This is a genomic window from Adhaeribacter aquaticus DSM 16391 (genome assembly GCF_000473365.1).
Classification (GTDB): Bacteria; Bacteroidota; Bacteroidia; order Cytophagales; family Hymenobacteraceae; genus Adhaeribacter; species Adhaeribacter aquaticus.
In genome coordinates, this window is record NZ_KI421517.1 from 3,149,632 (window position 1) to 3,176,355 (window position 26,724).

Genomic DNA, 26,724 nt, shown 5'->3' on the forward strand with positions numbered 1-26,724 from the left:
AACCGCTTTCATTTGGCTTCCTTTTATATTCATTTCTTATTCAATTAATTTCCGCTCCTTTTATAACTTGCTTTACCGGGCAAAAAGGGGAGTTTACCTAGAGGGCATATAGGTTAAACGAAATATAAGAACAGGCTATATTCTATAAAGTACATTTGAATATCAAAAGAGCACAACAGAGATAAAAAGCATAAAGGATATGAAAAAGCACTTACTACTACTAGCCTTCACATTAGTACTTTCAACGGTAGGATTTGCTAATGGAACTGTGGATCAGAAAAGATTTGATGCTACTTTAGATCAGCAGGTAAGAGTAGAAGTTCGCCAGTTACAGGAGCTGCTTCGTTTCAACGAATTTGAATACATCCAGATCAAGAAATTAACCGCAGCTGAGTTAGCAGATTTACAAGCCGCTAAACAAACATATACAGATGCTGCTGAGCTTCATATCCAATTACAACAAATTAGAGATGCTTATACTGCCAAAGTAAGTGCTTTATTAAACGACTCGCAAAAGAAAGCCTTTTCTGCTTATTTAGCGGCTACACAAGCTAACTTATTAGCTATTCAATAAGCTGTTACTATACCTACCACTATTTTACCTGAAGCCAGCTTTTTGCTGGCTTTTGTTTTTAGGCTTGGTTTAGTTTGTTTGAAGATAGCGGAAAATTTAAATCCAGCTGGTTTGGAGACTTAATTTAGCGGCAAATTCCAAGTTACGCAGGTGCAACGGATTTATGAATGGCCATAAGTATAAAGAAATTACTGCAGCCTATCCAAAGTGTAAAATTAGGTCTGAGACAAGATGTAAAAGTCCAAAGGTTGTTAATATCTAAAAATTTAATATATCCCAATTCGGATATTATTTCATTTAGGGGTCTTTCTTTTTGTTTATAAAATGATTAAAATTATTACTTCAACAGTTTAAGTTGAAATGAGGAAATAGGAGCTATATTATTTCTCATAACTTTCGTTCTCCCGTTGCCAATGCATTAGGTCTTATCAGCATGTTGGAAAGTGTTAGTAAGGACTCCGCTAACTTTGATCAGGCTTTAACTTATTTAAAGAATAGCATTGTTCGGCTGGATGAAATATTGAAAGATATAAACTCCATTTTATCTATCCGGGATAAGATCCATGTGCTGGAAAAGGAAAGTATAAAGCTGGTGGATGTAATTGAGCAAACTATATATGATTTCAAGGCTACTTTAGATTATTGCCAGGGAGAAGTTAGTTTACATATAGAAGAAGAACTGCAGGTTTAGGCAAACCGGGCTTATTTGTATAGCATCTTTAATAACCTATTGTCTAACGCCATTAAATACCGTTCGTCCGAGCGCCCGCTTCAGATTACCATTCAGGCTCATACAAACGCGGCAGGAACAAAAACAATTAGCTTCTCGGATAACGGATTGGGTTTCGACATGAAAAAAGCCAAGGATAATGTTTTTAAACCTTATAAAAGGTTTCATGCCACAAAAGAAGGAAAAGGTATTGGTTTATTTCTGGTAAAGATGCACATAGAAGCTATGGGTGGGCAAATTCAGGTAAATAGCCAGGTAAATAGTGGAACCAGTTTTACTATTATTTTAAAGTAAGAACGCATGCAAGCTTTTATTATTGATGATAATGAAGTCAGCCTATTCCTGGTTAAAAATAAACTGCAAGCAGAAGGATTTACCGGAACAGTTTCATCTTTTCTTTCTGCCGAAGAAGCTTTGGAGATGATGGTATTGGAAAATGAAACAAAGCTGCCGGAACTAATTTTATTAGACCTTGATATGCCTGGTATGGACGGCTGGGAATTCCTGGAGGAGCTGGAGCCTTATAAACCGCAAGTTAAAGCCAGCTGTAAAATTTTTATTCTGACTTCTTCCTTGAGTTTGGATGATACGGATAAAGCCTCTACTAACGATTTGATTAGCGGGTTTAAACATAAACCATTGGATGCAACTGATGTACAGGAAATTCTATCGCATTTATAAGGGCACAAGAATCAAAAGGAGAAAAATCATTTTGTTACCGTAGAAGCAGTATGCAGTTAAAACAGCGAGCATTTAAACATAAGCTGGGGATGAGGTGAAACAACCTGCTTTTTAATTTTAAAACAGTTTCTTAAATAGGTGGGTTAATCAGGTTCCGGAGATAAAAAAGAACATGCTAAATTATAAAAACATTCAGGTAGACCTTTCTAATTGTGATAAGGAACCTATACATATTATTGGCCGCATTCAGCCACACGGTTTTTTACTTATCATCAATAAGCACACCTTTGTGGTAGAACAGGTAAGCCGAAACACTCCTGATTTTCTACCTTTTTCTTCTGCCGAAGATCTACTGCAAAAAAAAATACATGATCTTTTATCTGATCATGAACCTGCTTTCAACCTAAATTCTTTATTGGAGCCAGATCATGCAAATCCGGATATTCTATTTTTTGGCGGAAAAAAGTTCTTTGGTTTTAGCCATATATCAGGCAACCATATTATACTTGAATGTGAACCTTATACTCCTTATCCCGAAGAAGAAAAAATAAAACATAACCACCTATTATCGCAACTACACAAGCAATTAGCACCCTTACAAACAATTGAAAGTCTGGGTACAACCGTGTGCGAAGCAGTAAGGAATATTATAAATTACGACCGGGTAGATATCATGCAATTTGATACCGACTGGCACACCGAAGTAATAGCCGAGCGTTGCAATGAAAATTTAGATTCTTACCTGAGGCATCATTTTCCGGCCACAGATATACCTGAACCTGCCAGGAACCTGCTCGTGCAAAAGCCGATCCGCCATATTCCAGATGTAAATGCCGAAGCAATTGAAATAGTACCTTACTACAACCCTGCTACCGGTCAGCCTTCTAATATTCTTAAATCGGAACTACGTAACCCTTCCGAAATCCACCTCGAATACCTGAGAAATGCGGGTGTATCGGCAACTATTTCATTTTCTATTGTGGTAAAAGGCCAGCTTTGGGGAACACTTTCCTGTCATAATATTAAACCTGCTTTTCTGGACGTTTGGAAAAGACAGCTGTGCGAACTCATCACTCAAATTTTTGCAGATGTTATTGCTGCCGTTCAAGAGACACGGGATATAAAGCAGTTTGAGGTGTTTAAGAAAAATGAACAAGCCCTTATCTCGGATTTAAGCCAATACCCGGAATTAATTCTTGGACTTACCCAAACAAAACAAAGTCTGCTGAACTTTACCCAAAGCACAGGAGTTGCCTTGGTGTTAAACAAAGAAGTTTTTACGTGTGGAAAAACGCCTAGCTCTTCTCAGATAAACAATTTAACCAGCTGGTTAGCTCAATTCACCGATGAAAAGGTATTTAGTACGCGTACCCTTTCCTTGCATTTCCCGGAAGCCGCAGCTTATCCCGAAATTGCCAGTGGCTTTTTAGCTTTGGAAATTTCAAAGTTTGACCGCGAGTACCTATTATTTTTCAAGCAAGAAATAAAAGAGACCCGCATTTGGGCCGGTAATCCGGAAAAGCCAACCGTTAGCTCCGATATGCGCATACATCCCCGGAAATCATTTGAAAAATGGCAGGAAGTTGTAAAAGGGAAATCGCAGCCCTGGAATATAAATGAAATTGAGATCGCTCAGATTTTTGTAAAAGATTTAACAGCCATTCAGCTACGCAACCAGGCTAACAGTATGGAGCAGGTAAATGCACAATTGAATACTACGGCTAAACTTCTGGCTGTAAAGAATAGCCAGTTAAAAGATATTGCGCTTATTATGTCGCATAACCTGCGAGCACCAATAGCTAACATAGAGGGCCTTCATAGTATTTATAAAGATTCTCCCAGTGAAACTATGGCCAATTGGGTAATAGACAATTTGAAAGAAGTAGCCGATAACATGCGGGGCACCATTACTGATTTAGAATCTATTGTAAATAGCCGGTTAGATGAGCAACTGCGTTTTGAGGAAGTGGACCTGAACCAAATGATTCAAAAGGAAATACAAAACCAGGGCACTATTTTAGAAGAATCAGGAGGAGACGTAAAAACAGAGTTGGATGTACCAACCTTTACCTTACCCAAAATTTATTTGGAAAGTATTCTGCACAACTTTATTTTCAACGCTTTCAAATACCGTTCTCCTGATCGGAAACTCCAAATTTTAATTAAAACCTGGAAAGAACCAGGCAAGGTTTACCTTTCCATTACCGACAACGGATTAGGCATAAATTTAGAAAAAGCTGGCGATAAGCTATTTGGGTTATATCGAACTTTTCATGAACATAAACAAGCTAAAGGCTTGGGGTTGTACTTAACCAAAATACAAATAGAATCGCTGGGGGGACAGGTATCAGTGCAAAGTGAATTAAATGTTGGTACAACGTTTACGATTACCTTTCCAATGACCACATAACTTTGGTGCTGAAATTTTATTTAAGTTGTAATACCTAAACTAGTGCACTTCAAAATTTAACTGAATATCAGTAATTTTAATGTACCTGCCTGGACCTAGGGACCAATCGCTCTGAAAAACAGGTTTCATTTTTTGCATGCTCAACAACTGCTTAGGTAACTTAACAATTAAACTTTTGGATCTTGTTTAAAGAAAAGATGGAAAGTACTTCCTTCTTCTGGCTTTGTTTGTACCTCGATATATCCTCCATTATTTTTGATAATCCGGTTAACTAAATATAAACCTATTCCAGAACCGGGTACATGATCATGAAAACGAGAAAACATTTGAAATAGCTTTTCTTGTCTGTTCTCCAGATTCATCCCTATGCCATTATCCGCAACACTTATTTTGACGTACCCGGACTCTAAACTACTCTTAATCTTTATCTTGGCATTTCGAGCCGCAGAACGGTATTTAAGGCCGTTATTAACCAAATTATATAAAATACTTTTCAAATGTCCCCGGTTAAAAGCAATGACCGGAGCTTCGTTAAAATCAGTTTCTATCTGTGCATTCGATTCTAAAATCAGCATTTTCAAGCTGATTTTAACTTCTTCCAACAACCTTTCTAAATTTATTTCTTCGTCAGCTTCCTGTTGACTTTTCTGTACTTTTACTACCTCTGATAAATCCTGAATAGTTTGCTGTAGCTGATTTAAGGAATCATGAAGTAAAACTTGCAAGAGTTCCGCATCTTCTGCCCTAAAATTTGCTTCCGCATGTAGTTCCTGAATAATTTGCCGGATATTGATAACAGGCCCTTTCAAGTCATGAGAAGCGGTGTAAACAAAGCTATCTAAATCAGAATTGCTTTTCATTAGCTCCATATTCTTTTGAAATAGACCTTGCTGCACCTGTTTTACTTCCTGTACATCCGTACAGGTCCCTATCCACATATTAATAATGCCTCTGCTGTCCTTAATTGGTGTTGCCCGCCCTAAATGCCAGCGGTAGCTGTTATCTATGGCCTGTTTCAACCGATATTCATGTTCAAAAGTTACTCCTGTTTTTACGGCTTGTTCCCACTTCTGAGTCGTTATTTCCAAATCATCAGGATGGACTATGGTTTTCCAGTAATCAGAAGCTAAACTTTGTTCAGGTAAAAGCCCGGTGTACTCATACCATCGTTGGTTGAAGTAATTGATACTACCGTCAGCATGAGAAGTCCAAGCAATGTGAGGCATAGACTCCAGGATGGTTTTTGCCTTTTGTTCAGCTTCTACATTGGCCTCAAACAAACGGGCATTATCAATAGCTACGGCTGCCTGGGCCGCTATTCCTTGTACTAAATCTTCTTCGTACTGCGTGAAAATGCCCGCCTCTGGGTGACCGAAAAACAAACCACCCAAAACCTTCCCCGTTCTGGAAATAACAGGAAGAGCTAAGTAGCTTCTTAAAAAGAGATGGCCTTTCGGCATGCCATGATGTGGTTTGTTATGACCATACCTGGGATCCAGGGTAATGTCATCGGAACGAATAACGCCTTCTCCATTAAAAGTGGGAGAAAGTAAGGGCGTATTCCGAAGCGAATGCATGCCGGAAAAAGCCTCTTTATCAGCGCCGGAAAGAGTAAAAAGAGTAATTTCTTCCCCTTGCGAATTCTCCTTTTTATAAAATAAGGCTCCGAATTGGGCCTTGCTGATTTGGGTGGCCAGATCAGTTACTTTCTGTACCAGTTTTTCTAGAGCCAATTCCGAAGTTAACATCATGCCAACCTGGTTTATCAGCTCTAATTGCTTGTTTTTATCTTCTAATTTCTGCTGTGTTTCTTTTAACTGAACAAGCAGGTCAGGTTGAGCACTGGTATTCATAAAAGACTTAAGGTTATCTATGTCCACAACTGATAATTAAGTAAAATCCTATGTTTGTACTTTTTGTATTAAAACAGGAAAACTATCTGATAAATAAACTACATTAAAATTATAATTTTAGTTCTTTATAAGCAGCACATATATAAAATAATATAGTACTAAATTTATTTTTACGTTTTACAGTTAAAACCAAAATTTAAAGGGCAATAAAATATCAATTGAACTTTGTATTTAAAAAATAACTAATTCATTAAAAATGCCAAATAAAGGATAACAAATCAGTATTAAGTGCGTTGTTTTTTTAACAAACAAAACAAAAACTTTAATGTAGATTTCCCTGAAGGTGTTGTGCTTTTTTAGGATTAATTATATTAGTCTTTTTACACCTAAATTAAGTGAATTAAAAAGACATTCCAGGCTATGACTAAAGAAAGGAGGTTGCTAAGATGGGATTAAATAAAGATTTTGCTAATATAGATATAAAACAGGTAAGTAAAAGTAAAGCCTCAGAAATCCTCATCTACGTGAGGTATTTACTCGCTCGGGTACAAAATCAGGCTGAAAAAGAAGAGTTGGAAAATTATAAAATCTTATTGGAAGCCAGGTTAGCTGAGTTAGAGGGTTTTGAAACTTTACTAAATCAACCAGAATTGAATAATGATCCTGCTGGTAGTAATGCTTCTTTAGAAGATAATGAACCTAAGTTAATTTAATTTTACTCCAGCTCCTTTTTTAAATTAGCCAGTCGGTACTCTATTTTTATTATATAATCCTGAAATTCCTGTTGATACGCATGTAATTCCTCCCTCCGTTGCAAATACCGAATAAGCATTAACCGGTCTTCACATTCCTCTATGGTAAACCGATGGATTTGCCGCAGCATTAACCTTTTTTTGATTTCTTCTAACATGTATCTAGTGTAAGGAGGCTTTAAAGATTTTTAAGGTTTTAACCATTACTCTATTAACCATTCCAATGCGTCGTGTAGTTCTGTAAAAATTCTGAACTGAATAGGCATTACATTTTCTTTGAAGAGGTTGCTAATCATATTTTCCTTAGCATAACTAGCCGAGGTAATGCGTGCAATTTTCTGTACCCGGGTAGTTTGTAAACCCTGAATAAAATTAGTCACGATAGGTGAAAAGGTAGTTTCTTCCACTTCCACTTTTGTTTCCTTAGCGTTAAATAATAACCTTTTTACGTCATAATTTCTGGCATATTCTATTACTAAACCAAAAGACATTTCAATTTCGGGTAGCAGGATATTGTCAACCGGTGGTAAATCAACCGTAAGGATATCGGTTGTTGGATCAAAATCCAATTTCATAAATCCATTTTCATATAAAACCATAGAATAAGTGTTTTCTTTAAATAGGGACAAAAATAGTTAGGTTATACTTTAACCTTATAGAATTTTGTTGCTCAAATCCTTGAACTCTTTTAAAATAAATAGACCTTGCAGAGGCAAAAAAGATTGTGAGCAGAAGGCACAAATAATTAAAGTAGTTTTACAAAAATACCGAATTATAAATCTTGTCTATTTCATCAGCCAGGTCTTTCTTAAATATGGCAGGAACAGTATCGGGCTTATGTGCCTGGTTTAAAAATTTAATAATATCATCTAACCTGTTCCCAGCGAAAGCGACTAGTTCTTTTTGTGTTTTTGGGTGCAGCTTGTGAAAAGCAATTATTACTTTTAATCTTTCCTCCGGAATAGGTCCTGGTTCTGCACCAAGCTGATTGCACAACAGTAAGCCATCTTGAAAAGTAACGAAATCAGAAGGATTCAAGGCATTCATAAATCTTCTGTGCCCATTTTTAGGCGCTAATTCCACTAACCCATTTCCCGATAATACCTCAGCCAATTTATTATCTATCTGATATTCCTTCATTTTTCCTGCAAATTATTCACCTGGTATCCTGAAAACAAAAACAGTGCCTTATTGTATGGTAACTAAATCTGCAATACTTAAATAGCCCATCAGGTTAAGAATTTATACTTTTTATTTTCATGGAAAAGTATAACAAGTAAGCTGTATCAAAAGTAATGGTGCAAAAAAGGCAGCTGATTATTAGCTGCCTTTTTTGTAATCTTCTTATTAGTTGCAAGGCAATTAGTAAAAGGAATTGGAATAAATTGTGACTATTGGTAAATCACTTCGTTATATTTTTTTCATTTGTTTAATTACCCAGTTTATCTCGGCAATATTTGCGGGCCTTCCGACAGCAGATATGTTGTCAAGAGGCTATAATCTGGCCAAGTTGAACGCCTTGATAGATAATAGAGTAAGAGGTTGGTAAAATTAAAGCCCGGATCAGGCCTTACTTGTTAGCTTACTTGCTTTTATCGAATCTTGCTATTAAAAACGGATTAAAAGAAATCGTATGGCAGTGGTTTTACTTATTGCATGGTTGGTGCTGTTACTGCACTGGGGTGATGCCAACCATATTTGATTTGCCGCTTAAGAAAATATTTCAGGTATAAATTAAATCCAAAAAAAATGATTGACTTGTTCGTTAAGCTCATGTTGTTATTTTCTTGTGTTGTAGTAATCTTTATTAATACCAAAAGCTTACTGAAAGAAGAATAACTGCTTTATCCTTAATTTTGGTTCTTTAGCCATTCGATAGCTTCAGCTTTATTAGAAAAGTTTAGTAATTCAAAAGGGAGTAGTCCGGTATTCTTTATATGCTTTATATTATTTTGAGCCGTGTTTTCAACAGCACTCCTGGGCGATTGAATCCTGGCAAGCTTCCGTAACCTCGTTTGTATTAAACCAGCGGCTAAATAAGAAGCTATTTCCCTGCTTTCCTGTTCACTAACAGAAATAATAGTATTGGAAGAATCTAATAAAAGTTTCTTTACATCGTAATTCCTTACATTTTCTACCAAAGCATCAATACTGTTCTTGATTTCGGTTAAGAGGTAGCCGTGTAGGTCCGGATAAGCTACTTCTAGTATATCTGTAGCCGCACTATAATTTAATTTAATTAATGAGTTGTCAAATAATATCACCTGGAATAGGAAAATATGAATAGTGCAATTTTAAAGCTAACAAAGATAAGTTCTTTGTTGTTTCAATTTTAACTGTAATATAAACTTTTCTTACCTAATTTTTAGGAGCCTATTATTGAGCTTGTTTAGAAAAATTTCCTTCCACTAAGGGGGAGCGGCAAATTTATAAAGCCCTCAATAAAGTTGAAAAGTGCATTAATACAACTTATATGGATAGGGTGGGGCTCAAATTTAAACGCTTTGGACTAGCCCAGGGAGGTTAGGTTTGGATACGAGCTAAAACCTATAATGCTGGCAAACAGAAAAGGCAACCCGACAAATAGCCTCTTATGAGCAAATAGCTGTGATAAAATTGATTAGGCTTTAATGTGGCTAATCAATATTTTAGCCTTAAAATTACATCTAAGGTAAAACAACTTATTTATTATTTATAATGTTATACTTCATGATAAAACCTAACTTTGCAATGTGGCAAGGGAATTAAAGATTTTTCTTTTATTAATTGTTTCAGTATTGTTTACCTCCCTCATAGGGTTAAACAATACCGTTTCCTGCCGAGTACCATCCACCCCCGTAAACTATACCGCTTCTCAAAAGCAGCAATTCAAATTAATAGAGGCTCCCAACTCCAGTTGCTATACAATTCCATCGGAAGTTTCTATTGCTGTCAATAATGGCTTTTCGCTTACTCTTCGGATACATCCGGGGAAGGTGTATGCTCCTTTTGCAAATGCCATTGAAAATGTATTTTACTGTGCTTTTATCCAATACCATTTTTACTCATATAATGGCTGGTTAGGCTTTTTGAGCCCTAACCTTATTTTTCCTTTCCACTACTTCTGGTAATAAGTTTTTGCACTGCCTGGTCTATTCAGGAAATTTATTTTGGTGGTTATCTCTATTTGGAGCTATAACTATCCTTAATGGCTATTGTAAAAATTTTATTAAGAACATGACTTTAGAAAACATAGTTAAAATAACGGGAGTTATGCTCCTGTTCATAATCCCATTCCTAGTAATGGGAATAAACAATAAAAAAAAGGACACAAAGCTCCTGCAACGCTTAAGACTTTTGGCAGAAAAGACCAACGGCTCTATTACCCACTATGATTTGTGGAGCAATACGTTATTGATCGGAATTGATAATAATACTTGCCAAATCTTTTTTATCCGTCAGGAGGAAAATAAGGAGACTTCTAAACAGATAGAATTATCTGAAATACAAACTGCAAGTGTGTTAAATAACTCCCGAGAAATAAATAATAAAGAAGGAAGCTCTAAAATATCAGATGAGATAGGCTTACTACTTTCCTATAAAGGCCAACGCCAAAAGGAAGAAGTACTAACTTTCTATAATTCAAATTTTGATGGGCTAATGTTAAAAGGAGAGCTTCAACTGGCAGATAAGTGGTCCAGAATAATTAATGATTCCATCGCTTCTTATCAAAAACAAGTAATTTAAATAATAAGAAAGTAACAGTAGAGCTATGTAAAAACTCTGCTGTTATTTTTAATAAAAATTTTCAGATTGAATACCAGTATTTATCTAATGAAATTTATTTATGAACCCTAAACTCAATACGCCAATTAATATCGTTGGTGAAATCAAAAACGCAGTACTGATTCTTTTAGGAATACTATCAGCTAGTATGGGGCTGAAAGGATTTTTATTATCCAGTCATTTTATTGATGGCGGTGTTACCGGCATCTCCATGTTACTTACCCATATTTTCGGGATCCCTTTGCCTTACCTACTAATAATTATTAACCTGCCTTTCATTCTTATAGGTTACAAATTCATGGGAAAGGTATTTGCATTTAAAAGCGCTTTTGCCATTATAGGCTTATCTGTATGCCTGGCTGGTATAACTTTCCCTGACATTACTCCGGATAAGCTTTTAACAGCAATCTTTGGAGGCGTATTCATTGGCGTAGGAATTGGCTTGGCTATGCGGGGAGGGGCTGTTTTGGATGGAACTGAAATTGCGGCTATGCTGGTCAGCAAAAGTACTCAGATTTTAAAAGTTAGTGATGTTATCTTAATCCTGAATATTGTCATTTTTGCTACTGCTGCCTTTTTCTTAAGCATGGAAGTAGCCTTATATTCTATCTTGACTTATTTTGCCGCCGCTAAAATGATTGATTTTTTATTACACGGTATAGAACAATATACTGGAGTAACTATTATTTCAGAACAGAGTGAACGCATCCGGCAAGTCATTACTGAAAAATTAGGTCGGGGGGCCACTATTTATCAGGGCAAACGAGGTTATGGTAAACGGGGTGAACGCAACGTAGACATTGATATTATCTTTACAGTAGTCACTCGGCTAGAAATTCCCCAGCTCCGAAGAGAAATAAAGCTCCTGGATGCGCAAGCCTTTATTATCCAACACAGTATTGATGATACAGAAGGCGGCATGATAAAGAAAAGAGTGCTGCATTAAGAGCCACGTTGAGAAGTATCGTGTAATGCAGGTGGAAATCTCAATAATGCCTGAATTGTAAGGGGTGAAGGAAACTGGATCACTCCTTCAGCCAATCTATTGCAGAGGTAATATCCGTAAAGCTCTGGAGCTGGATGGGAAGCTTCGGTCCGGTATACACATTTTTCACAGCTGATTCCCTTACGGTGCTTGAGGAGACAATCCGAGCTAATTTTTGTAGATGGGTAGATAGTAATGCATGCAGGAAATCTGACATCATAGCTGAATAAGTTTCTTCATTTACTTCGACCTGAGTTTTTCTTGCATCCACAAGCAGCTTTTTTACATCATAGTTTCTAACCTGCTCTACAATAATCCCTAAAAAACGGTTGATCTCTGGTAATATCAGCGTATCTACGTCCGGCATCTGAGTCACAAGAATATCAGTTGCAGGATCATAGTCCATCTTAATAAAGGGGTTTTCGTAAACAATCATGTGATGTAGCTAATCTCCAGATAACAAAACCATTTTGCAACTATGGAGTGCAAACTTAGTGTTTTTTAGTTATGGTTGTAGCCCATTTTATACAATTTTGAAGTAGAACTTACAGGAACAAGCTTATGGTAAAAAAGCTATTCTATCTTGCGGTGCTAATTGGTCTAGGTGCCTGTAAGAAGGAGGGTATGGCATCGTAGAACACGAATAATCTAACGCTTAATACTCACCCTTGCCTTAGGTAATCCCAGCAATGCCACCACGGAAATTAACAACAGTAATAACTGTCCTTTTAAAAAGCTCAAATACGCTTTATCTTACAGCAAAGACCGGGGCACTCCTAACTGGGTAAGCTGCCTGTAAACAAGGGTTGGTTAGGTAGCGCCCAAAATGAAGTGTATGTCATTATGGGTAGTTGAAGCTAGATGTAACAATGGGTAGTTATGGTAAAGGTGGAACAGGCAGAAATGGTAGTGCCGAAACCATAGTTCAGGGTAGATTAACTGTATTTAAGCAAATCTGGCAGGTTATAGTTATACTACCGGAGAAGATTATATAAGCTGAATAACTACGAGCACTAGAGTAAGAACGATAAGTACTCCTTAAAAAATGTAGAGGTATATTATAATTATCGAGCTTGTATCATTTTTAGTAACCAAATCTAATTAAAGCTGGTAGTTTTAGTAATTTATAGCTGGAGCCATCTAAAATAATTTGGAGCTTTAAAAAATAAGTATGCTCTAGACTTTATTTTATGACGAGGCCCACGTTGCAAGGTGATTTTTGTCATTATTTATATTTCTGAAAAAAGTATTTTTGCATATTCATAAATAAGTTCTTAAAACCACCATATTGTTGGAAGAATCATCAAAGGAGCCGAACTCAAGCTTAGAAGATAGAACCCGTTTGCAGGCCATTATAGATACGGCTATTGATGGTATTATTACCATTGACCGGAGCGGAATAATAGAAACTGTAAATCCGGCTGCGGCCCGTATTTTTGGGTATAAATCTGAGGAAGTTATTGGGCAAAATATAAGTATTTTAATGCCAGAGCCTGATCATAGCTTGCATGATCAATATATTGAAAACTACCACCAAACCGGGATTGGACAAATAATAGGGAAGGGGCGTGAAGTTCTAGGAAAGAAAAAGGATGGTACCGTTTTCCCATTTTTATTAAGCATCAGCGAAGTGAATTTGCCCAATAAAAAATTATTTACGGGCATTATCCACGATATTACCAATTTAAAGAAAGCCGAAGCAGCCTTACGGGAAAGTGAAAACAAGATAAATTCCATAATCCAGGCTGCCGTAGATGGTATTATTACAATTGATACCCGGGGAGTTATAGAAATGGTAAATCCGTCTGCTGCCAAATTGTTCGGGTATCATGCTAATGACTTAATAGGTAAGAGTATAAACATGTTGATGCCAGAACCTGATCATAGCCGACATGATACCTACATGGATAATTACCAAACTACCGGTAAGAAACGGATTATTGGAATAGGTCGAGAGGTAACTGGTTTACGAAAAGACGGCACTATTTTTCCATTTTATCTAAGCATAAGTGAAGTAGAATTAGCGGATAGAAAAGTTTATACCGGTTTTATTCATGACATTACCCAACAGAAGTTAAATGAGGAGAAGCTAAGACGGTATGCAGCCGAACTGGAAAGAAGTAATTTAGAATTACAGGATTTTGCCTATGTGTCATCTCATGATCTGCAAGAGCCGTTACGAAAGATTCAGGCATTTGGTGATCGGTTGTTAGCCAAAGAATACGCCAACCTGAGCGACCAGGGGAAAGATTATGTAGAAAGGATGCTGAATGCTGCTTCCCGAATGCAAAACCTTATAAATGATTTGTTAGATTTTTCCAGAGTTACCACTAAATCTAAACCCTTTGTTAAAGTAAATTTAGAAAAAGTTATTTCAGAGGTTTTATCAGATTTAGAAATAATAATTGAAAAAAGTGGGGCTAAAATTGAGCGGGCTCCTTTGCCTGAAATTGAGGCTGAGCCCACGCAAATGCGCCAATTATTCCAAAATCTAATTAGTAATGCTATAAAATTTCGGAAAGAAACAGAGCCTCCGGTAATTAAAATTTATACCAAACATGTGCAGCGTCAGGCACATTTAACCGCTACTCCAGGCGATGAATCCATTGAAATATATGTGGAGGATAACGGGATTGGGTTTGAAGAAAAATATTTAGACCGGATTTTTAATATATTTCAGCGTTTAGAAGGCCAGAAATATGAAGGATCAGGCATTGGGTTAGCCATTTGCCGAAAAATTGCCATCCGACACGGTGGCGATATTACTGCTAAAAGTAAACCTGGCGTAGGGACCACCTTTATATTAACCTTAGCCACCAAACAACCAAAAGAATAACAGATTATGACTCCCTTAAAATCATCCATAATTATTCTTGTTGCCGACGATGATGCAGAAGACCGAATGTTATTACTAGAGGCAATGGAGGAAAACAGGTTAAAGAATAGCATTGAGTTTGTTGAAAATGGAGAAGAATTACTGGATTATCTATATAATAGAGATAAGTTTTCAGATCCGGAGAAGTATCCGATGCCAGGATTAATTCTTTTAGATTTAAATATGCCTAAAAAAGATGGACGAGAGGCACTAAAAGAAATAAAATCTGACCCCCAGTTGCGGCTTATTCCTATTGTAATTTTAACTACTTCTAAAGCCGAGGAAGACATAGTAAAAACCTATAATTTGGGGGTAAGTTCTTTTATAACCAAGCCTGTTACGTTTACCGCTTTGGTTGATATGATGAAAACCTTAACTAGTTATTGGTTTGAATTGGTAGAGCTACCTAATATCAAAAAATAAGGTTTAAACGAGTAGTATATTCTCTCCTAATTAGGTTTTGATACAAATGTCCGACATGATTAAAATATTGCTGGTGGATGATGATGAGGATGATTACATTATTACCCGTGAAATTATTGAGGAGATACCTGCCCGCAATTATTCTTTAGATTGGGCCTCTTCTTTTAATGAGGCATTAAGGATAATAGCTGAAAAAAAACACGATGTATATTTAATTGATTACCGGTTAGGTGCCCACGATGGTCTGGAATTAATACAGGAAGCTATTGCCAGTGGATCAACTTCCCCTTTAATTTTATTAACCGGCCAGAGTGATCTGGAAATAGATGAGAAAGCTATGCGGATGGGAGCCTCAGATTACCTGGTAAAAGGTGCCATCAGTCCGTATGATTTAGAACGTTCTATCCGGTATAGCATTGAACACGCTAAAAATATTGCTGAAATTCAGAAACTGAATAGTGAATTAGAGCAAAGGGTAATGGACCGTACCCAGGAGCTAGGCGAAGCAATAAAGAAATTAGAGGGGTCTAATCGCAGCTTATTTGCCGCTCAACAAGAAATTAAAAAGGCTTTACAAAAAGAAAAAGAATTAAATGAATTGAAGTCCCGGTTCGTAACCATTGCCTCCCACGAGTTCAGGACGCCCTTAAGTACCATACTTTCTTCGGCATCTCTTATAAGTAGATACAAAACGCTGGAAGAAGATGATAAAAGGCAAAAGCATGTAAACCGGATTAAATCAGCTGTCAATAACTTAACCGGTATTTTAAACGATTTCCTGTCGCTTAGCCGCATTGAAGAGGGAAAGATATACAACGTGCCTACTACTTTTGATTTAGAGAATTTTGCGGCTGAAGTGGTAGATGAAATGCAAAGTTACATTAAAGTTGGGCAACAAATCTATTACCAACATCTGGGTTTAAATAGTCCGGTAACGTTAGATAAGCAACTCTTAAAAAACATTCTCCTCAATCTGCTTTCAAACGCCAGTAAGTATTCCGGGGAAGGTAAAAACATTTATCTTTTTACGGAGATTACGCCTAATCAAATTAAAGTAAAAGTTAAAGATGAGGGAATAGGAATTCCGGAAACGGATCAAGCACATTTGTTTACCTTGTTTTTCAGGGCCCAAAATGCCTCGAACTGTGAGGGGACCGGCTTAGGCTTACACATTGTTAAAAGGTATGTCGATATCATGAATGGTAGTTTAAGCTTTCAAAGTAAGCTAGATCAGGGCACTACCTTTACCATTGAACTTCCAAAAAATCTTTAAAATGAAAAAGATATTATTAATTGAGGACAACCCCGAAATAAGAGAAAATATAGCTGAGATTTTAACTTTAGCTAATTACCAGATTTTGGAGGCAGAGAATGGGAGAGTTGGGGTGGAGCTGGCAAAAAAAGAAAACCCGGACTTAATTATTTGTGATATTATGATGCCGCAGTTGGATGGCTATGGCGTATTGCATATGCTTAGCAAAAACCAGGTTACCGCCAGTATTCCCTTTATATTCTTAACGGCTAAATCCGAAAAAGAAGATTTTCGCAAGGGCATGAATTTAGGAGCCGATGATTATTTAATTAAACCTTTTGATGATCTGGAGTTATTGGATGCAGTAGAAATTAGATTAAAGAAAAATGAAATAATTAAAGCTGAATTCAAAAAAAGTCCAGAAGGCTTACAAGAGTTTATTCAGGAAGCAAAAGGTCTGGCGGCATTAAATAAATTAATTTCAGATGAGCAAAAGATATTCCATTTTAGAAAGAAACAACAACTGTTTTCAGAAGGACAGTATCCGCACGCGTTGTTTTTTTTAAGTAAAGGTAAAATGAAAGCCTTCAAAACAAATGAGGAGGGACGGGAATACATTACGCATTTGTACAAAGCTGGAGATTTTATAGGGTACCTGGATTTACTGGAAGATAAAGCTTACCGCGAATCAGCGGAAGCGCTGGAAGACTCCGAGGTGTGCATTATCCAAAAAGAAGATTTTTTCTCTTTGTTGTTTAATAACCGCGATGTAGCTAACAAGTTTATTAAAATCCTTTCGGATAACTTAGCGGATCGGGAAGAAAGATTATTGAAATTAGCCTATAATTCTGTTCGGAAACGGGTGGCGGAAGCTTTGTTATTGGTAGAAAAACAGTACCAGCAGGATCAAGCTAAAAATTTTAAAGTTGCTATCTCACGCGAAGATTTAGCCAATATAGTAGGAGCCTCCAAAGAAACAGTAATTCGTACCTTATCAGATTTTAAAGATGAGCAATTAATAGATATTAATGGAGGTAAAATTACTATTTTAAATAAAGAAAAGCTGGTACGGATGCGGAATTGAAGTTTTGATTTTGCACAACTACTAATGGCCTGATTAAAAATTGATAACAGTCTTTTCCTGAACTGATAATTATCATCTTTCTGGAAATTTATTCTGTTAAAATTTGCATAAGATTAGAAGAGAAATGCAAAATCAGTTTAAAGCCATTACCTTATCCTATAAACATGCTCCTATTGCCATTCGGGAAGCAGTAGCCTTAAACGAAGCTGCCTGTAAAAACCTGCTGCAAAACATTCAAGCGTTTACTCAGGCTACTGATGTACTGGTTTTATCTACCTGCAACCGCACAGAAATTTATTATGTTGCTGGGCAAGATTATTCTGCTGAAATAATAAAACTGATTGCCATAGAAAAAGGCTTTATTGCTACTAAACATATTAAACCATTCTTCCGGAACATTACCGATACAGAGGAGGCTATAAAGCATTTATTTCACGTGTCTTTGGGTTTAGAATCGCAGGTAGTAGGCGATATGCAGATAATGAACCAGGTGAAAAATGTCTACCAATGGTCGGCAGATGCCGGTTTGGCTGGCCCGTTTCTGCACCGCCTGATGCACGCCATTTTTTATACCAACAAGCGGGTCGTAAACGAAACCGCTTTTAAAGATGGAGCGGCTTCGGTTTCTTATGCTACCGTAGAGTTGGTGGAAGAACTAACCAAAGAAATAGAAGCCCCACGGGTATTAATGATTGGGGTGGGCGATATTGGTGCTAATGTTTGCCGGAACTTCCAAAAATCCAGCCTCAACAATATAATTATAATTAACCGTACCTTCCGGAAAGCAGCTGATTTGGCCCAGGAAAGTAATGCCGTTGCTGTGCCCTGGGAACAGGTTTGGGAAGAAATAGAAAAGGCCGATGTTGTTATTTCGTCGGTGCCGGGAGATGCTTTCTTTATCAGCCGGGAGAAAATAGAAACAATGGGAAGGTTAGAGCATAATAAATTCTTTATTGATCTTTCCATGCCCCGCAGTATTGATAATTCTATTGAAACCATTCAGGGTGCTTGTGTCTATAATATTGATAATATCCGGAATCGGGCGACCGAAGCCCTGGAAAAAAGAATAGCTGCTATTCCGGAGGTGAAAAATATAGCGGATCAATCAATCAGCGATTTCCTGGATTGGGCTCAGAAATTGATAATATCACCAGCTATTCAGCAATTCAAAAATAAGCTGGAGCAAATCCGGCAACAGGAAATTGCCCGCCACCTAAAAAACATAAACGATCAGGAAAAAGAATTGGTAGAAGTTTTGACTAAAAACATACTGCAAAAGATAATAAAGCTGCCCGTACTGGAGCTTAAAGCAGCCTGCCAACGAGGCGAGTCTGAAACGTTATTGGAAGGACTAAGTACCCTTTTTAAACTGGAACCCGAAGCGGTAATGGAAAAATTGAAATAGTATATATTTTGTTCATTAAAGGCCGGGTAAAATTATCCGTTCTAAATTTTTAAGTTGTTTTAATAGTTGTCCTTATAAGAATTTATTTTTCTAAATTATATATAATGAGGTGAACAAACAACCGTAAATAAATAAATCCTAAACCAGAAGAATCTGTTCATCCCTAAATTATAGCCATTCATCCACTTTTCTTAGGTAAGTCAGCAGGCAGTCTCCTTATTTTGGTGATTCATAAAATTTTATTTTATTTATGGGCGCACAAGGCCAGATGACTACTTTAGTTTCAGAGATATTTTTTATGCCCCCACCCGGAATACCAATACATTTAAAACCATTGGTAATTATCTCTAACAAATTCGGGTGCGTTATTGTCCGGCACTGGCACTTGTCTTAATACACATGGAGCCAAAATTATTTATTAGGAGAGAAAAAGAATAAGGCATTAGAAAATAAGATTAAAAATTTCCTTTACAGAGGCATTATGGTTTCTGATCTATCCAACCCATAAATATCTTTTCGGAATTGTAGTTGCCCATGTTCATCGGCCCAGCAGGTGTAGTAGCCTAACCTTACTCGGACAGGTTTTGGTAAATGAAATACTTTTTCCCGGTTAGTCTCTCTTTTAAGGAAGGTTGCGTTTGGAGTGGTTTTCCAATCCAGGCTAAGTAAATAAGCTCCTAAAAGTTCTGGGTTTTGTACCCGTATACAACCGTGGCTGTAAGCACGGGTGCGGTGCCCGAATAAAGTTTTTACTCGTGTATCGTGCAGATAAATAGCATGATTATTTGGGAAATAGAATTTCATTCTCCCCAATGTATTCTGGAATCCTGGATCCTCCACTATCATGATCTTTTCCTTTTTCAGATCAAAAGTATTCCAATTTATGGTGTTAGCTTTTACTTCTGTTTTCTGCCCATTTCTGAATAGGTAAAGACGCATAGAATTGCGCACTAAGTAATTGGGGTCATTTTTTAGAATTGGGATAATTTCTTTATTGATAATGCTTTGCGGAATAACCCAGGCTGGATTTAGAACCAGGTATTTGATTTTGCTTTCAAATAATTTGGTCTGGTAACCTTTACTTACCTGCCCAACAATTACCTTGGTTTGCCAAACCTCCTGACGGTCTGAATTAAGCAGATGTAGGGTAAAGTTGGGGATATTTACCAACACTAAGGGCTCGTTGGTTACCGTATCTTCGTGCCACCGCAAAAGGTTTATTTCAATTTGTTTGGCTCTTTCTGCCGGAGTAATATTGAGTGCTTCCAGGGTTGGTCCATCTACATATCCGGTTAGTTCCAAATTATGCCGCATCTGAAATTTTAGGAGTGCCTCTGCCAAGGTTTGGTCAAAAACCTTTGAAACTGAATCTTCAGTAATGAAATCACCAGTTAAGATTAAATTCTGCCGGAGCTTACCTATATTATCACCGCTTTCTCCCGGCCGTAAACAAGTACCTTCCGGGAAAACCTGCCAGGAACTAGAGGCCGCTAAACCCTGGTAATGGGTTAAGGCTTGGACTAGATGCTTAACCTGGCTAGGGGCGGAATAAACCGTAATCTCTTGAGCAAAAATCAGCTTTGTAGCCAAGCAGAGACTAAGCAACAATAGTAGCTTCCTTTTCATTTTTATGTGTTTCTTTAAAAGCTAATTCGTTTTCAGAATCTTGCCCGTTGGCCCAGGTATTCAGGTTGTAAAAAGTGGTTTCGGCAATATTGTGCAGAGCGGTGCGGGTTAAAAAAGCCTGGTGCCCCGTTACCAGCACATTGGGCAAGGAGATCAACTCCGCAAATACTTTGTCAGTTAAGGGTTCGGCAGAACGCTCGTGAAAGAAAAGGGCTCTTTCTTTTTCATATACATCCAAACCTGCTGCGTTAATTTGGCCAATTTTCAATGCAGCTACTAAGGCCTCGGTATTTATTAAACCACCCCGGCTGGTATTTAACAAAATAGCTCCTTTTTTCATGAAGCTAAGGGTCTGGGCGTTTATCAGGTATTTTGTAGCCTCGGTTAAAGGAGCGTGCAAAGAAACTATATCTGACTGGGATAATAACTCGGTTAGGCTAACCAAGGAAGCAGGAATTGTAAAAGAAGCAGGGGCTGGAGCTATGTCGTAAAACAAAATACGGCAGCCAAAGCCTTGTAGTATCTTAGCGGTTATAGCCCCAATTTTACCAAGGCCTATGATCCCAACTGTTTTGCCATTTAAGTCAAACCCAACTAAATTATCCAAAGCAAAGTTGTTTTGTTTAATCTGTTCATGGGCCAGAATTAATTTCCGGTTTATGGCTAGTAGCAGTGCTACCGTATGTTCGGCAATGGCATACGGGGAATAGGCCGGAACATTGGCTACTTTTAGTCCTAATTCCTGTGCTTTAGGTAAATTTACATGTTCGTAACCAGCCGAACGCAAGGCTACATATTTTACACCTAAGGCTTTTAGTTTTTCCAAAACCGGTGCGGAAGCATCATCGTGGGTAAATAAGCATACAGCTTCGCTGCCTGTTGCAGACTGCACATTCTCTAAAGTTAAAGGCTCGGAAATATAGTTTATTTGGTGTCCTGAACCTGCTTTTTCAATAAACTCCTTTTCAAAGGATAATGCACTAAATACCGTTACCTGCATAATTTCTATCTTTTAAGATGAAGGCAGGTGAGGTTTTTCTTTGAACGGTTTTTCCTGTTTAATTAAGAAAAATAGCATCCTGCTCTTCTACAAAACTAGTAGGGCGGCTGATGCTTTCTGATGATGGGTGTAAAATCTTTGCATGATAAAAATCATGCCTTTATAATAATTAAACGGTATGGTTATTCAAAGTACCTATCGGTGACTCCTGCCCCTGGATAACCCGGATCTTATTTGAAAAAATACGAGCAATGCTGGCAGCCCGGAACTTGGCTTCCTCGGCTATTGGGCCTCTAAAGTTTTCGGTAATAGTTTCGTAAAAGAGTAAAAGCCACTGAGCAAAGTGCGTTTGGTTTACTGGCAAAAAAGCATGTTTCGGGAAAGGGTGCCCGTTGTAGGTGCTGGTGCCTAGTAAAATGGAACTCCAGAACCGGTACATAACAGGAAGGTGATTATCCCAGTTTACGTGCGCGTGCTCATTAAAAACAGGAGAAAGCATCGCATCCTGGTTTACTTTCTTGTAAAAATCATCCACCAGCTTTTTTATATCTTCTTCCGACGTAATGTCTTTTAAATTAGTTTCCATTTGGTATTATATCTAAAAAGTAACAAACTTTCTATAAAGTTTAATTCCGATTGGCTAAAGGATTAATTCTGATTTTGACCAATAAACCTTTACTTTATCAGTACCACCTTACAATCAATAGTAGCCATTACTGAATGGGGTTCATTGGCGGGTATTCTAATGTTTTCACCGGGTTTTAAATCTTGTTCTTTGCCGTAAATGGTGAAACAACAACTTCCTTCCAAAACCAGCAATAAGGCTGGAGAAGAGGTGGTATGAGTTTTTAAACCTTGGCCTTGGGCAAAAACAAACAGAATAATTTTTTGACCATCTTTCTCCGATATTACTTGGCTGGTGAATTTCTCCTGGTTAAATGTAAGCTGATTAGCTATTTTCCTAAACTCGGCTTCTTGTAATATATTCATGAGTTAAGCTTTATCTAAATATAAATCGGCCATGGTAGGGTGGTGGCTGATTTGTTGCTTATAAACTGTAACCGCAGTACCTAATAACATTACTAATTTAATAAGGTCTAAAGCAATATAAATAAAGTGCAGGTTGTTGGGAGCAGGTATTTGTCCGGCTATAATTTGTAACGCCCGGATGTCTAAAGCCGGTAATAACCAGGTCGTTTGTAAAAATAATATCATACTAACTACTAAAGCCGGAACCCAGACACGCATAGTTGCCCGATTAAAAAACAAACCCGTTAGCATTACAGCGCAAAAAAAGATTTCACATTTATTCAGCCAACCAAAAACCAAACGGCCAATACCTAGCCCAATGGCTAAGGTTACTTGTGGTGCCGTAAATTTTATGGGCGCTTCTAAAAAAGAAATTCCGGCTACCATTCCAGTCCAAACCAGCACAGCTATTAAAATTATAAGAGTAATCAGGTGTGATCTCATTTTTTCAGAAAAATAAAATAGAGGTTTTGCTAAGAATGTCCACTAGGGTGTTGATTTCATCAATTGTTTAAAGAAACCAATTTATCTTTAAAAAGTCTTACTTAAAAGCGGTTTTATAAGTAAAAACCTGTACCAGTTTATCTGCTAATTGCTGGGCGGCAGCGGCAGTCGGACCTGTAAAATGTTCTTCTATGGCTTCGTGAAACAAATGCACCCATTCTCTTACCTGATCCTGTTGAGCCGGCAAAAAAGCATGTAAAATTTGAGGGTGCCCTTTATATCTACCAGATTTTAATAAAATAGAATCCCAGAAATTCTTCATTTGAAACAAGTGAAGGGTCCAGTCCCGGGGCGAAAGCTTTTCATAAAGTGCTAACAGGTAAGGTTGGGATTGAATTTTATTGTAAAAGGTTTCTACCAAAATCTGGATGTCATTGGTATTGGTAATATCGGATTTGTTCATAAGGTGTATTAGAATTGGTTTTGATTGTCTGGTAATCGCCCCAGAGAGCTTCATAAACAGTACAAATATTGCGCCTCTTATTTTTACCCGTGATGAGAAAGATTAGCCTTAACTATGACATGCATCATCTTTTAGGGGTACCGTCCTAAGTAATTTTGTGTCTAAACTTGAGGAGCAATAACATGATGGAAACCGCACAAACCAAAGTTAAAGAGCATTGCTACCATTGCGGAGACGAATGTATCACCGAACCTATTTATTCCGAAGAAAAGACCTTTTGCTGTACCGGGTGTAAATCGGTATATGAATTGTTGTATGCCAATAACCTTTGTACTTATTATAATTTAGATAAAAGCGAAAAGCCGGGTTTAACAATCAAGGAAGAGTACGTAACCATGAGTCAGTTTTCTTATTTAGATGAGGAAACTGTACGGAATAAATTACTTAGTTTCCAAAGCGATTGTTTGGATAAAGTGTTGTTCCAGGTGCCGGGCATGCACTGTAGTTCCTGTATCTGGTTATTGGAAAATTTATATAAGCTGGATAAGGGAATTATTGAGGCAAGGGTAAACTTTCCACGAAAGGAGATTTCCATTTCCTTCAACCCGCAATCAACCCAATTAAGCGCGGTAGTTACGCTGCTGCATAAAATAGGATATGCGCCCACACTAAACTTAGAAATTTTATCGGGTGCACCACAACAGAAAAGCTATGGCATTTATTTAAAATTAGGTCTGGCTGGTTTCTGTTTTGGTAATATTATGCTGTTTAGCTTCCCAGAATATTTTGCCTTTGCCGATGAGATTAAACAGGAATTTGGTTCCTTCTTTGGGTACATGAGTATTGTTTTGGCTTTGCCAGTTTTTCTGTATAGCGCCAATGGTTTTTTCAGCTCGGCCTGGGCATCTTTAAAGCAAAAGCACATAAACCTCGATACACCTATTAGCCTGGGTTTGCTTTCGTTGTTCTGCGTGAGCTTGTACGATATTTTTACCGCTAGTGGTCCAGGTTATCTAGATTCCTTTACTGGCTTGGTGTTCTTTATGCTGATTGGCAAGTATGTGCAGCAAACTACTTACGATGCCTTAGCCTTCGATCGCGATTACAAAGCTTACTTCCCCATTTCCGTTACGGTTTTGGAAAAAGGATTGGAAAAAGTTATATCAGTTAAAGACTTGGTGCCCGGCAAACGCATTCGCATTCGGAACCAGGAGTTAGTACCCGCCGATGCCATTTTGCTGCGCGGCAATGCTTTTATTGATTACAGTTTTGTGTCCGGCGAATCGGTACCTGTGCGTAAGGTAGCCGGCGAAATTATATATGCTGGTGGCCGGCAGGTAGGAGAGAGCATTGAGCTGGAAACGGTAAAAGATGTGTCGCAGAGTTACCTGACTCAGCTCTGGAACAACGAGGTTTTTACGAAAGAGAAAAGCTATTTTGGCTTTGGCACCTACGCCGATAAAGTGGGCAGTTATTTTATTTCTGTAACCTTACTTATTGCGGCAGGAGCGTTGGTTTACTGGGTGCCCCGCGATACCGATATGGCGGTAAAAGCCTTTACGTCGGTGTTAGTAATTGCCTGCCCGTGTGCCTTATCATTGAGTACACCGTTTACCTTATCTAATGCCTTACGGATATTTGGCCGCCATAAGTTTTACCTGAAGAATGGTGATGTAGCCGAAACGTTGGCTAAAGCCGATACCATAGTTTTTGATAAAACCGGTACCTTAACCCAAAGCTCCGAAGCCGAAATTGAGTATCATGGTCAGGAACTTAGCGCTGAGGATAAGGTTTTAGTACGGTCAGTGTTGCAGCACTCCACGCACCCGCTGAGCCAAAGCCTATATCACTTTTTAAAAGGAGCAGTACTGCCGGTAGGTAACTATAAGGAAGTAGCGGGCAAAGGAATTCAAGGACTGGTAAAGGGCAAAGAGGTAAAAGTTGGATCTGCTTTTTTTGTAGGAGCTACCAGTGCCGATGTTAGGGGCCTGGAAACTCGGGTGTATGTCAGCATAGATTCTGCTCAACCGAGCTATTTTGCCTTTCATAACAACTACCGAGCAGGCTTACCAGACTTAATTGCGGAGCTGCAAAAACAAGGCAAAAAGCTGGCCGTACTTTCCGGCGATAATGCTTCAGAAAAAGAAAATCTAAAGCACTTATTAGGGCCAGGGGCAGAGCTGCGTTTCAATCAATCTCCGGTTGATAAACTAGCTTACATTGCTTTACTAAAAAAACAAGGCAATAAGGTAATTATGGTAGGTGATGGCCTGAATGATGCCGGGGCTTTAAGAATGAGTGATGCCGGTATATCGGTAACCGATTCGGTAAATGGTTTTTCCCCAGGTTGCGATGCTATTCTGGATGCCAGTAATTTTGCTCAACTAGGACAGTTTATTCGATTTGCCCGCTACAGCATGCTGGTAATTCTCACCAGTTTCGGGGTTTCTTTTGTCTATAATATTTTTGGCTTAACCATGGCCGTAATGGGTAAATTTTCGCCGGTTGTTTCGGCCATACTTATGCCTGTTAGTTCGCTTAGTGTAATAGTATGCTCGGTACTGGGGGTACGGTTGGTTGCCCGGAAAATGAATTTATTACATAAAACTAAAAATTAAAACTCTACATGACTATCATATTCTTACTTATAGGCATTAGTTTAACAGTAGCCATCCTGTTTTTAGGCTCTTTTATCTGGGCAGTGCGCACCGGGCAATACGAAGATGATTACACACCTTCGGTTAGAATGTTATTTGATGAGGAAGAAAAAAAAGATCAGATTACTTAAATATTCCAATTCTTATATAAACCTATTGCCCCTATCAGGATTTTGTATTAATTTTAATGCCATTTCTGTTCAGCATGATTTTATTCCAAAACGGACTTATTCGATTAGATTATCAGCCATCCAGTGATATTTTGTACATGGACTGGCCAAGCATGCATTCCTATGCTTTATCCGAAATTCGGTTCTCTTTGGAGAAATTAGTGGAAGTAGTACGGCATTATGATATTAAATTGCTTTTAGTGGATGCCAGTAAGTCGGTAGTGGATATTGGCGATCCGGAATATAAGGGTGTAATGACGGAGTTTATTTATAACATTATGCAGACCCGCTTGCAAAAGCTAGCTCGCATTGAAACAGGTAATGTTACCCGTGAAAAAAGAATTGGGGAATTAAAAGAAGCAACTAAACCAACATTTAGTTATCAGGGCTTCACCAATAAAGAAGCTGCCAAAGAATGGCTTTTAGAGTCCTGAAATAATAACCGGTTCAGGAATAAAACTTAAACTCCACCAACAAAAAGAAGGATAAGGCCAACTGGCTTTATCCTTTTTTTATGGTGTATGTATTTTAAGTTTTAACCTTAGT

General features: G+C 37.8%; 29 protein-coding genes. 17 read left to right on the forward strand and 12 right to left on the reverse strand.

Annotated features, from left to right (window positions below; all coding sequences use genetic code 11):
* Nucleotides 1-199: 199 nt before the first annotated feature.
* The 5 genes from ADHAQ_RS0116230 (at nt 200) to ADHAQ_RS0116250 (ending at nt 4,395) form a co-directional block, all read left to right on the forward strand.
* Complete coding sequence (locus tag ADHAQ_RS0116230) at nt 200-574, forward strand: hypothetical protein (protein ID WP_026463837.1); 375 nt, start codon at nt 200-202, stop codon at nt 572-574.
* Between the two features lie 433 nt (nt 575-1,007).
* Nucleotides 1,008-1,265 carry a hypothetical protein gene (locus ADHAQ_RS0116235; protein WP_026463838.1) on the forward strand — a complete coding sequence of 86 codons (258 nt, stop codon included), beginning with the start codon at nt 1,008-1,010 and terminating at the stop codon, nt 1,263-1,265.
* A gap of 15 nt (nt 1,266-1,280) precedes the next feature.
* Nucleotides 1,281-1,598 (forward strand): sensor histidine kinase, encoded by a 318-nt coding sequence (locus ADHAQ_RS0116240; RefSeq protein WP_071781124.1) that lies wholly within the window; start codon nt 1,281-1,283, stop codon nt 1,596-1,598.
* A gap of 6 nt (nt 1,599-1,604) precedes the next feature.
* Nucleotides 1,605-1,985, forward strand: coding sequence for a response regulator (locus tag ADHAQ_RS0116245; RefSeq protein ID WP_026463840.1), 381 nt, complete (start codon nt 1,605-1,607; stop codon nt 1,983-1,985).
* Nucleotides 1,986-2,157: 172 nt separating this feature from the next.
* A complete protein-coding gene (locus ADHAQ_RS0116250) occupies nt 2,158-4,395 on the forward strand; it encodes an ATP-binding protein (protein ID WP_026463841.1) in 2,238 nt (745 codons plus the stop codon).
* A gap of 167 nt (nt 4,396-4,562) precedes the next feature.
* On the opposite strand, the gene ADHAQ_RS0116255 is transcribed toward ADHAQ_RS0116250, so the two are convergent.
* Nucleotides 4,563-6,275 (reverse strand): ATP-binding protein, encoded by a 1,713-nt coding sequence (locus ADHAQ_RS0116255; RefSeq protein WP_169728007.1) that lies wholly within the window; start codon nt 6,273-6,275, stop codon nt 4,563-4,565.
* Nucleotides 6,276-6,694: 419 nt separating this feature from the next.
* On the opposite strand from ADHAQ_RS0116255, the gene ADHAQ_RS0116260 reads away from it, so the two are divergent.
* Nucleotides 6,695-6,961, forward strand: a complete 267-nt coding sequence (locus ADHAQ_RS0116260; protein ID WP_026463843.1) for a hypothetical protein — start codon at nt 6,695-6,697, stop codon at nt 6,959-6,961.
* Nucleotides 6,962-6,963: 2 nt separating this feature from the next.
* Here ADHAQ_RS0116260 and ADHAQ_RS0116265 read toward each other — a convergent pair whose 3' ends face one another.
* From ADHAQ_RS0116265 to ADHAQ_RS0116280, 4 genes are all read right to left on the reverse strand, one after another.
* A complete protein-coding gene (locus ADHAQ_RS0116265; RefSeq protein WP_026463844.1) occupies nt 6,964-7,158 on the reverse strand; it encodes a hypothetical protein in 195 nt (64 codons plus the stop codon).
* Nucleotides 7,159-7,203: 45 nt separating this feature from the next.
* The gene (locus ADHAQ_RS0116270; RefSeq protein ID WP_157433441.1) at nt 7,204-7,599 is read right to left on the reverse strand and encodes a hypothetical protein; all 396 of its coding nucleotides are present in this window, start codon (nt 7,597-7,599) and stop codon (nt 7,204-7,206) included.
* A 157-nt stretch (nt 7,600-7,756) separates the two neighbouring features.
* Complete coding sequence (locus ADHAQ_RS0116275) at nt 7,757-8,140, reverse strand: hypothetical protein (protein WP_026463846.1); 384 nt, start codon at nt 8,138-8,140, stop codon at nt 7,757-7,759.
* A gap of 710 nt (nt 8,141-8,850) precedes the next feature.
* Entirely contained in the window at nt 8,851-9,264 is a 414-nt protein-coding gene (locus ADHAQ_RS0116280) for a hypothetical protein (RefSeq protein WP_026463847.1), read from the reverse strand.
* A gap of 468 nt (nt 9,265-9,732) precedes the next feature.
* Here ADHAQ_RS0116280 and ADHAQ_RS0116285 point away from each other — a divergent pair, with 468 nt between their 5' ends.
* The 3 genes from ADHAQ_RS0116285 (at nt 9,733) to ADHAQ_RS0116295 (ending at nt 11,711) form a co-directional block, all read left to right on the forward strand.
* Nucleotides 9,733-10,110, forward strand: coding sequence for a hypothetical protein (locus ADHAQ_RS0116285; protein WP_026463848.1), 378 nt, complete (start codon nt 9,733-9,735; stop codon nt 10,108-10,110).
* Between the two features lie 106 nt (nt 10,111-10,216).
* Nucleotides 10,217-10,726 (forward strand): hypothetical protein, encoded by a 510-nt coding sequence (locus tag ADHAQ_RS0116290; protein ID WP_026463849.1) that lies wholly within the window; start codon nt 10,217-10,219, stop codon nt 10,724-10,726.
* A gap of 100 nt (nt 10,727-10,826) precedes the next feature.
* Nucleotides 10,827-11,711, forward strand: a complete 885-nt coding sequence (locus ADHAQ_RS0116295) for a YitT family protein (protein ID WP_051359974.1) — start codon at nt 10,827-10,829, stop codon at nt 11,709-11,711.
* A gap of 79 nt (nt 11,712-11,790) precedes the next feature.
* On the opposite strand, the gene ADHAQ_RS0116300 is transcribed toward ADHAQ_RS0116295, so the two are convergent.
* Nucleotides 11,791-12,186 (reverse strand): hypothetical protein, encoded by a 396-nt coding sequence (locus tag ADHAQ_RS0116300; RefSeq protein WP_026463851.1) that lies wholly within the window; start codon nt 12,184-12,186, stop codon nt 11,791-11,793.
* An 855-nt stretch (nt 12,187-13,041) separates the two neighbouring features.
* On the opposite strand from ADHAQ_RS0116300, the gene ADHAQ_RS0116310 reads away from it, so the two are divergent.
* From ADHAQ_RS0116310 to hemA, 5 genes are all read left to right on the forward strand, one after another.
* Nucleotides 13,042-14,586, forward strand: coding sequence for a sensor histidine kinase (locus ADHAQ_RS0116310; RefSeq protein ID WP_026463852.1), 1,545 nt, complete (start codon nt 13,042-13,044; stop codon nt 14,584-14,586).
* A 6-nt stretch (nt 14,587-14,592) separates the two neighbouring features.
* Nucleotides 14,593-15,048 carry a response regulator gene (locus ADHAQ_RS0116315; protein WP_026463853.1) on the forward strand — a complete coding sequence of 152 codons (456 nt, stop codon included), beginning with the start codon at nt 14,593-14,595 and terminating at the stop codon, nt 15,046-15,048.
* A 55-nt stretch (nt 15,049-15,103) separates the two neighbouring features.
* Entirely contained in the window at nt 15,104-16,321 is a 1,218-nt protein-coding gene (locus ADHAQ_RS0116320) for a hybrid sensor histidine kinase/response regulator (RefSeq protein ID WP_245590625.1), read from the forward strand.
* A 1-nt stretch (nt 16,322) separates the two neighbouring features.
* Nucleotides 16,323-17,384, forward strand: a complete 1,062-nt coding sequence (locus ADHAQ_RS0116325; protein ID WP_026463855.1) for a response regulator — start codon at nt 16,323-16,325, stop codon at nt 17,382-17,384.
* Nucleotides 17,385-17,508: 124 nt separating this feature from the next.
* A complete protein-coding gene (gene hemA / locus ADHAQ_RS0116330; RefSeq protein ID WP_026463856.1) occupies nt 17,509-18,789 on the forward strand; it encodes a glutamyl-tRNA reductase in 1,281 nt (426 codons plus the stop codon).
* A 468-nt stretch (nt 18,790-19,257) separates the two neighbouring features.
* Here hemA and ADHAQ_RS0116335 read toward each other — a convergent pair whose 3' ends face one another.
* The 6 genes from ADHAQ_RS0116335 to ADHAQ_RS0116360 all read right to left on the reverse strand — a co-directional run bounded on the left by ADHAQ_RS0116335 (nt 19,258) and on the right by ADHAQ_RS0116360 (nt 23,351).
* A complete protein-coding gene (locus ADHAQ_RS0116335; RefSeq protein WP_084523873.1) occupies nt 19,258-20,415 on the reverse strand; it encodes a L,D-transpeptidase family protein in 1,158 nt (385 codons plus the stop codon).
* Entirely contained in the window at nt 20,387-21,415 is a 1,029-nt protein-coding gene (locus ADHAQ_RS26005; protein ID WP_051359975.1) for a 2-hydroxyacid dehydrogenase, read from the reverse strand. The genes ADHAQ_RS0116335 and ADHAQ_RS26005 overlap by 29 nt, the downstream gene beginning before the upstream one ends.
* 169 nt (nt 21,416-21,584) lie before the next feature.
* Entirely contained in the window at nt 21,585-22,001 is a 417-nt protein-coding gene (locus ADHAQ_RS0116345) for a group III truncated hemoglobin (protein ID WP_026463858.1), read from the reverse strand.
* 89 nt (nt 22,002-22,090) lie between these two features.
* Nucleotides 22,091-22,405, reverse strand: a complete 315-nt coding sequence (locus tag ADHAQ_RS0116350) for a cupin domain-containing protein (RefSeq protein WP_026463859.1) — start codon at nt 22,403-22,405, stop codon at nt 22,091-22,093.
* Nucleotides 22,406-22,408: 3 nt separating this feature from the next.
* Entirely contained in the window at nt 22,409-22,888 is a 480-nt protein-coding gene (locus tag ADHAQ_RS26010; protein ID WP_051359976.1) for a hypothetical protein, read from the reverse strand.
* Nucleotides 22,889-22,985: 97 nt separating this feature from the next.
* Nucleotides 22,986-23,351: a group III truncated hemoglobin gene (locus ADHAQ_RS0116360; RefSeq protein WP_026463860.1), complete on the reverse strand. Its 366-nt coding sequence runs from the start codon at nt 23,349-23,351 to the stop codon at nt 22,986-22,988.
* A 182-nt stretch (nt 23,352-23,533) separates the two neighbouring features.
* On the opposite strand from ADHAQ_RS0116360, the gene ADHAQ_RS0116365 reads away from it, so the two are divergent.
* The 3 genes from ADHAQ_RS0116365 to ADHAQ_RS0116375 all read left to right on the forward strand — a co-directional run bounded on the left by ADHAQ_RS0116365 (nt 23,534) and on the right by ADHAQ_RS0116375 (nt 26,612).
* Nucleotides 23,534-25,969, forward strand: coding sequence for a heavy metal translocating P-type ATPase (locus ADHAQ_RS0116365; RefSeq protein ID WP_071781125.1), 2,436 nt, complete (start codon nt 23,534-23,536; stop codon nt 25,967-25,969).
* Nucleotides 25,970-25,977: 8 nt separating this feature from the next.
* Nucleotides 25,978-26,139 carry a cbb3-type cytochrome oxidase assembly protein CcoS gene (ccoS, locus tag ADHAQ_RS0116370; RefSeq protein ID WP_026463862.1) on the forward strand — a complete coding sequence of 54 codons (162 nt, stop codon included), beginning with the start codon at nt 25,978-25,980 and terminating at the stop codon, nt 26,137-26,139.
* Between the two features lie 74 nt (nt 26,140-26,213).
* Nucleotides 26,214-26,612 (forward strand): hypothetical protein, encoded by a 399-nt coding sequence (locus tag ADHAQ_RS0116375; RefSeq protein ID WP_157433442.1) that lies wholly within the window; start codon nt 26,214-26,216, stop codon nt 26,610-26,612.
* Nucleotides 26,613-26,724 lie beyond the last annotated feature (112 nt).

Excerpts from the sequence above, each read along its gene's own strand:
- ADHAQ_RS0116325 (WP_026463855.1), top strand. The coding sequence starts at position 16,323 with ATGAAAAAGATATTATTAATTGAGGACAACCCCGAAATAAGAGAAAAT.
- ADHAQ_RS0116345 (WP_026463858.1), bottom strand. The coding sequence starts at position 22,001 with ATGGAAACTAATTTAAAAGACATTACGTCGGAAGAAGATATAAAAAAG.
- ADHAQ_RS0116270 (WP_157433441.1), bottom strand. The coding sequence starts at position 7,599 with ATGGTTTTATATGAAAATGGATTTATGAAATTGGATTTTGATCCAACA.
- hemA (WP_026463856.1), top strand. The coding sequence starts at position 17,509 with ATGCAAAATCAGTTTAAAGCCATTACCTTATCCTATAAACATGCTCCT.
- ADHAQ_RS0116275 (WP_026463846.1), bottom strand. The coding sequence starts at position 8,140 with ATGAAGGAATATCAGATAGATAATAAATTGGCTGAGGTATTATCGGGA.
- ADHAQ_RS0116290 (WP_026463849.1), top strand. The coding sequence starts at position 10,217 with ATGACTTTAGAAAACATAGTTAAAATAACGGGAGTTATGCTCCTGTTC.
- ccoS (WP_026463862.1), top strand. The coding sequence starts at position 25,978 with ATGACTATCATATTCTTACTTATAGGCATTAGTTTAACAGTAGCCATC.
- ADHAQ_RS0116335 (WP_084523873.1), bottom strand. The coding sequence starts at position 20,415 with ATGAAAAGGAAGCTACTATTGTTGCTTAGTCTCTGCTTGGCTACAAAG.
- ADHAQ_RS0116230 (WP_026463837.1), top strand. The coding sequence starts at position 200 with ATGAAAAAGCACTTACTACTACTAGCCTTCACATTAGTACTTTCAACG.
- ADHAQ_RS0116365 (WP_071781125.1), top strand. The coding sequence starts at position 23,534 with ATGATGGAAACCGCACAAACCAAAGTTAAAGAGCATTGCTACCATTGC.
- ADHAQ_RS0116260 (WP_026463843.1), top strand. The coding sequence starts at position 6,695 with ATGGGATTAAATAAAGATTTTGCTAATATAGATATAAAACAGGTAAGT.
- ADHAQ_RS0116245 (WP_026463840.1), top strand. The coding sequence starts at position 1,605 with ATGCAAGCTTTTATTATTGATGATAATGAAGTCAGCCTATTCCTGGTT.
- ADHAQ_RS0116265 (WP_026463844.1), bottom strand. The coding sequence starts at position 7,158 with ATGTTAGAAGAAATCAAAAAAAGGTTAATGCTGCGGCAAATCCATCGG.
- ADHAQ_RS0116320 (WP_245590625.1), top strand. The coding sequence starts at position 15,104 with ATGATTAAAATATTGCTGGTGGATGATGATGAGGATGATTACATTATT.
- ADHAQ_RS0116300 (WP_026463851.1), bottom strand. The coding sequence starts at position 12,186 with ATGATTGTTTACGAAAACCCCTTTATTAAGATGGACTATGATCCTGCA.
- ADHAQ_RS0116250 (WP_026463841.1), top strand. The coding sequence starts at position 2,158 with ATGCTAAATTATAAAAACATTCAGGTAGACCTTTCTAATTGTGATAAG.
- ADHAQ_RS26010 (WP_051359976.1), bottom strand. The coding sequence starts at position 22,888 with ATGAGATCACACCTGATTACTCTTATAATTTTAATAGCTGTGCTGGTT.
- ADHAQ_RS0116295 (WP_051359974.1), top strand. The coding sequence starts at position 10,827 with ATGAACCCTAAACTCAATACGCCAATTAATATCGTTGGTGAAATCAAA.
- ADHAQ_RS0116375 (WP_157433442.1), top strand. The coding sequence starts at position 26,214 with ATGATTTTATTCCAAAACGGACTTATTCGATTAGATTATCAGCCATCC.
- ADHAQ_RS0116360 (WP_026463860.1), bottom strand. The coding sequence starts at position 23,351 with ATGAACAAATCCGATATTACCAATACCAATGACATCCAGATTTTGGTA.
- ADHAQ_RS0116235 (WP_026463838.1), top strand. The coding sequence starts at position 1,008 with ATGTTGGAAAGTGTTAGTAAGGACTCCGCTAACTTTGATCAGGCTTTA.
- ADHAQ_RS26005 (WP_051359975.1), bottom strand. The coding sequence starts at position 21,415 with ATGCAGGTAACGGTATTTAGTGCATTATCCTTTGAAAAGGAGTTTATT.
- ADHAQ_RS0116315 (WP_026463853.1), top strand. The coding sequence starts at position 14,593 with ATGACTCCCTTAAAATCATCCATAATTATTCTTGTTGCCGACGATGAT.
- ADHAQ_RS0116350 (WP_026463859.1), bottom strand. The coding sequence starts at position 22,405 with ATGAATATATTACAAGAAGCCGAGTTTAGGAAAATAGCTAATCAGCTT.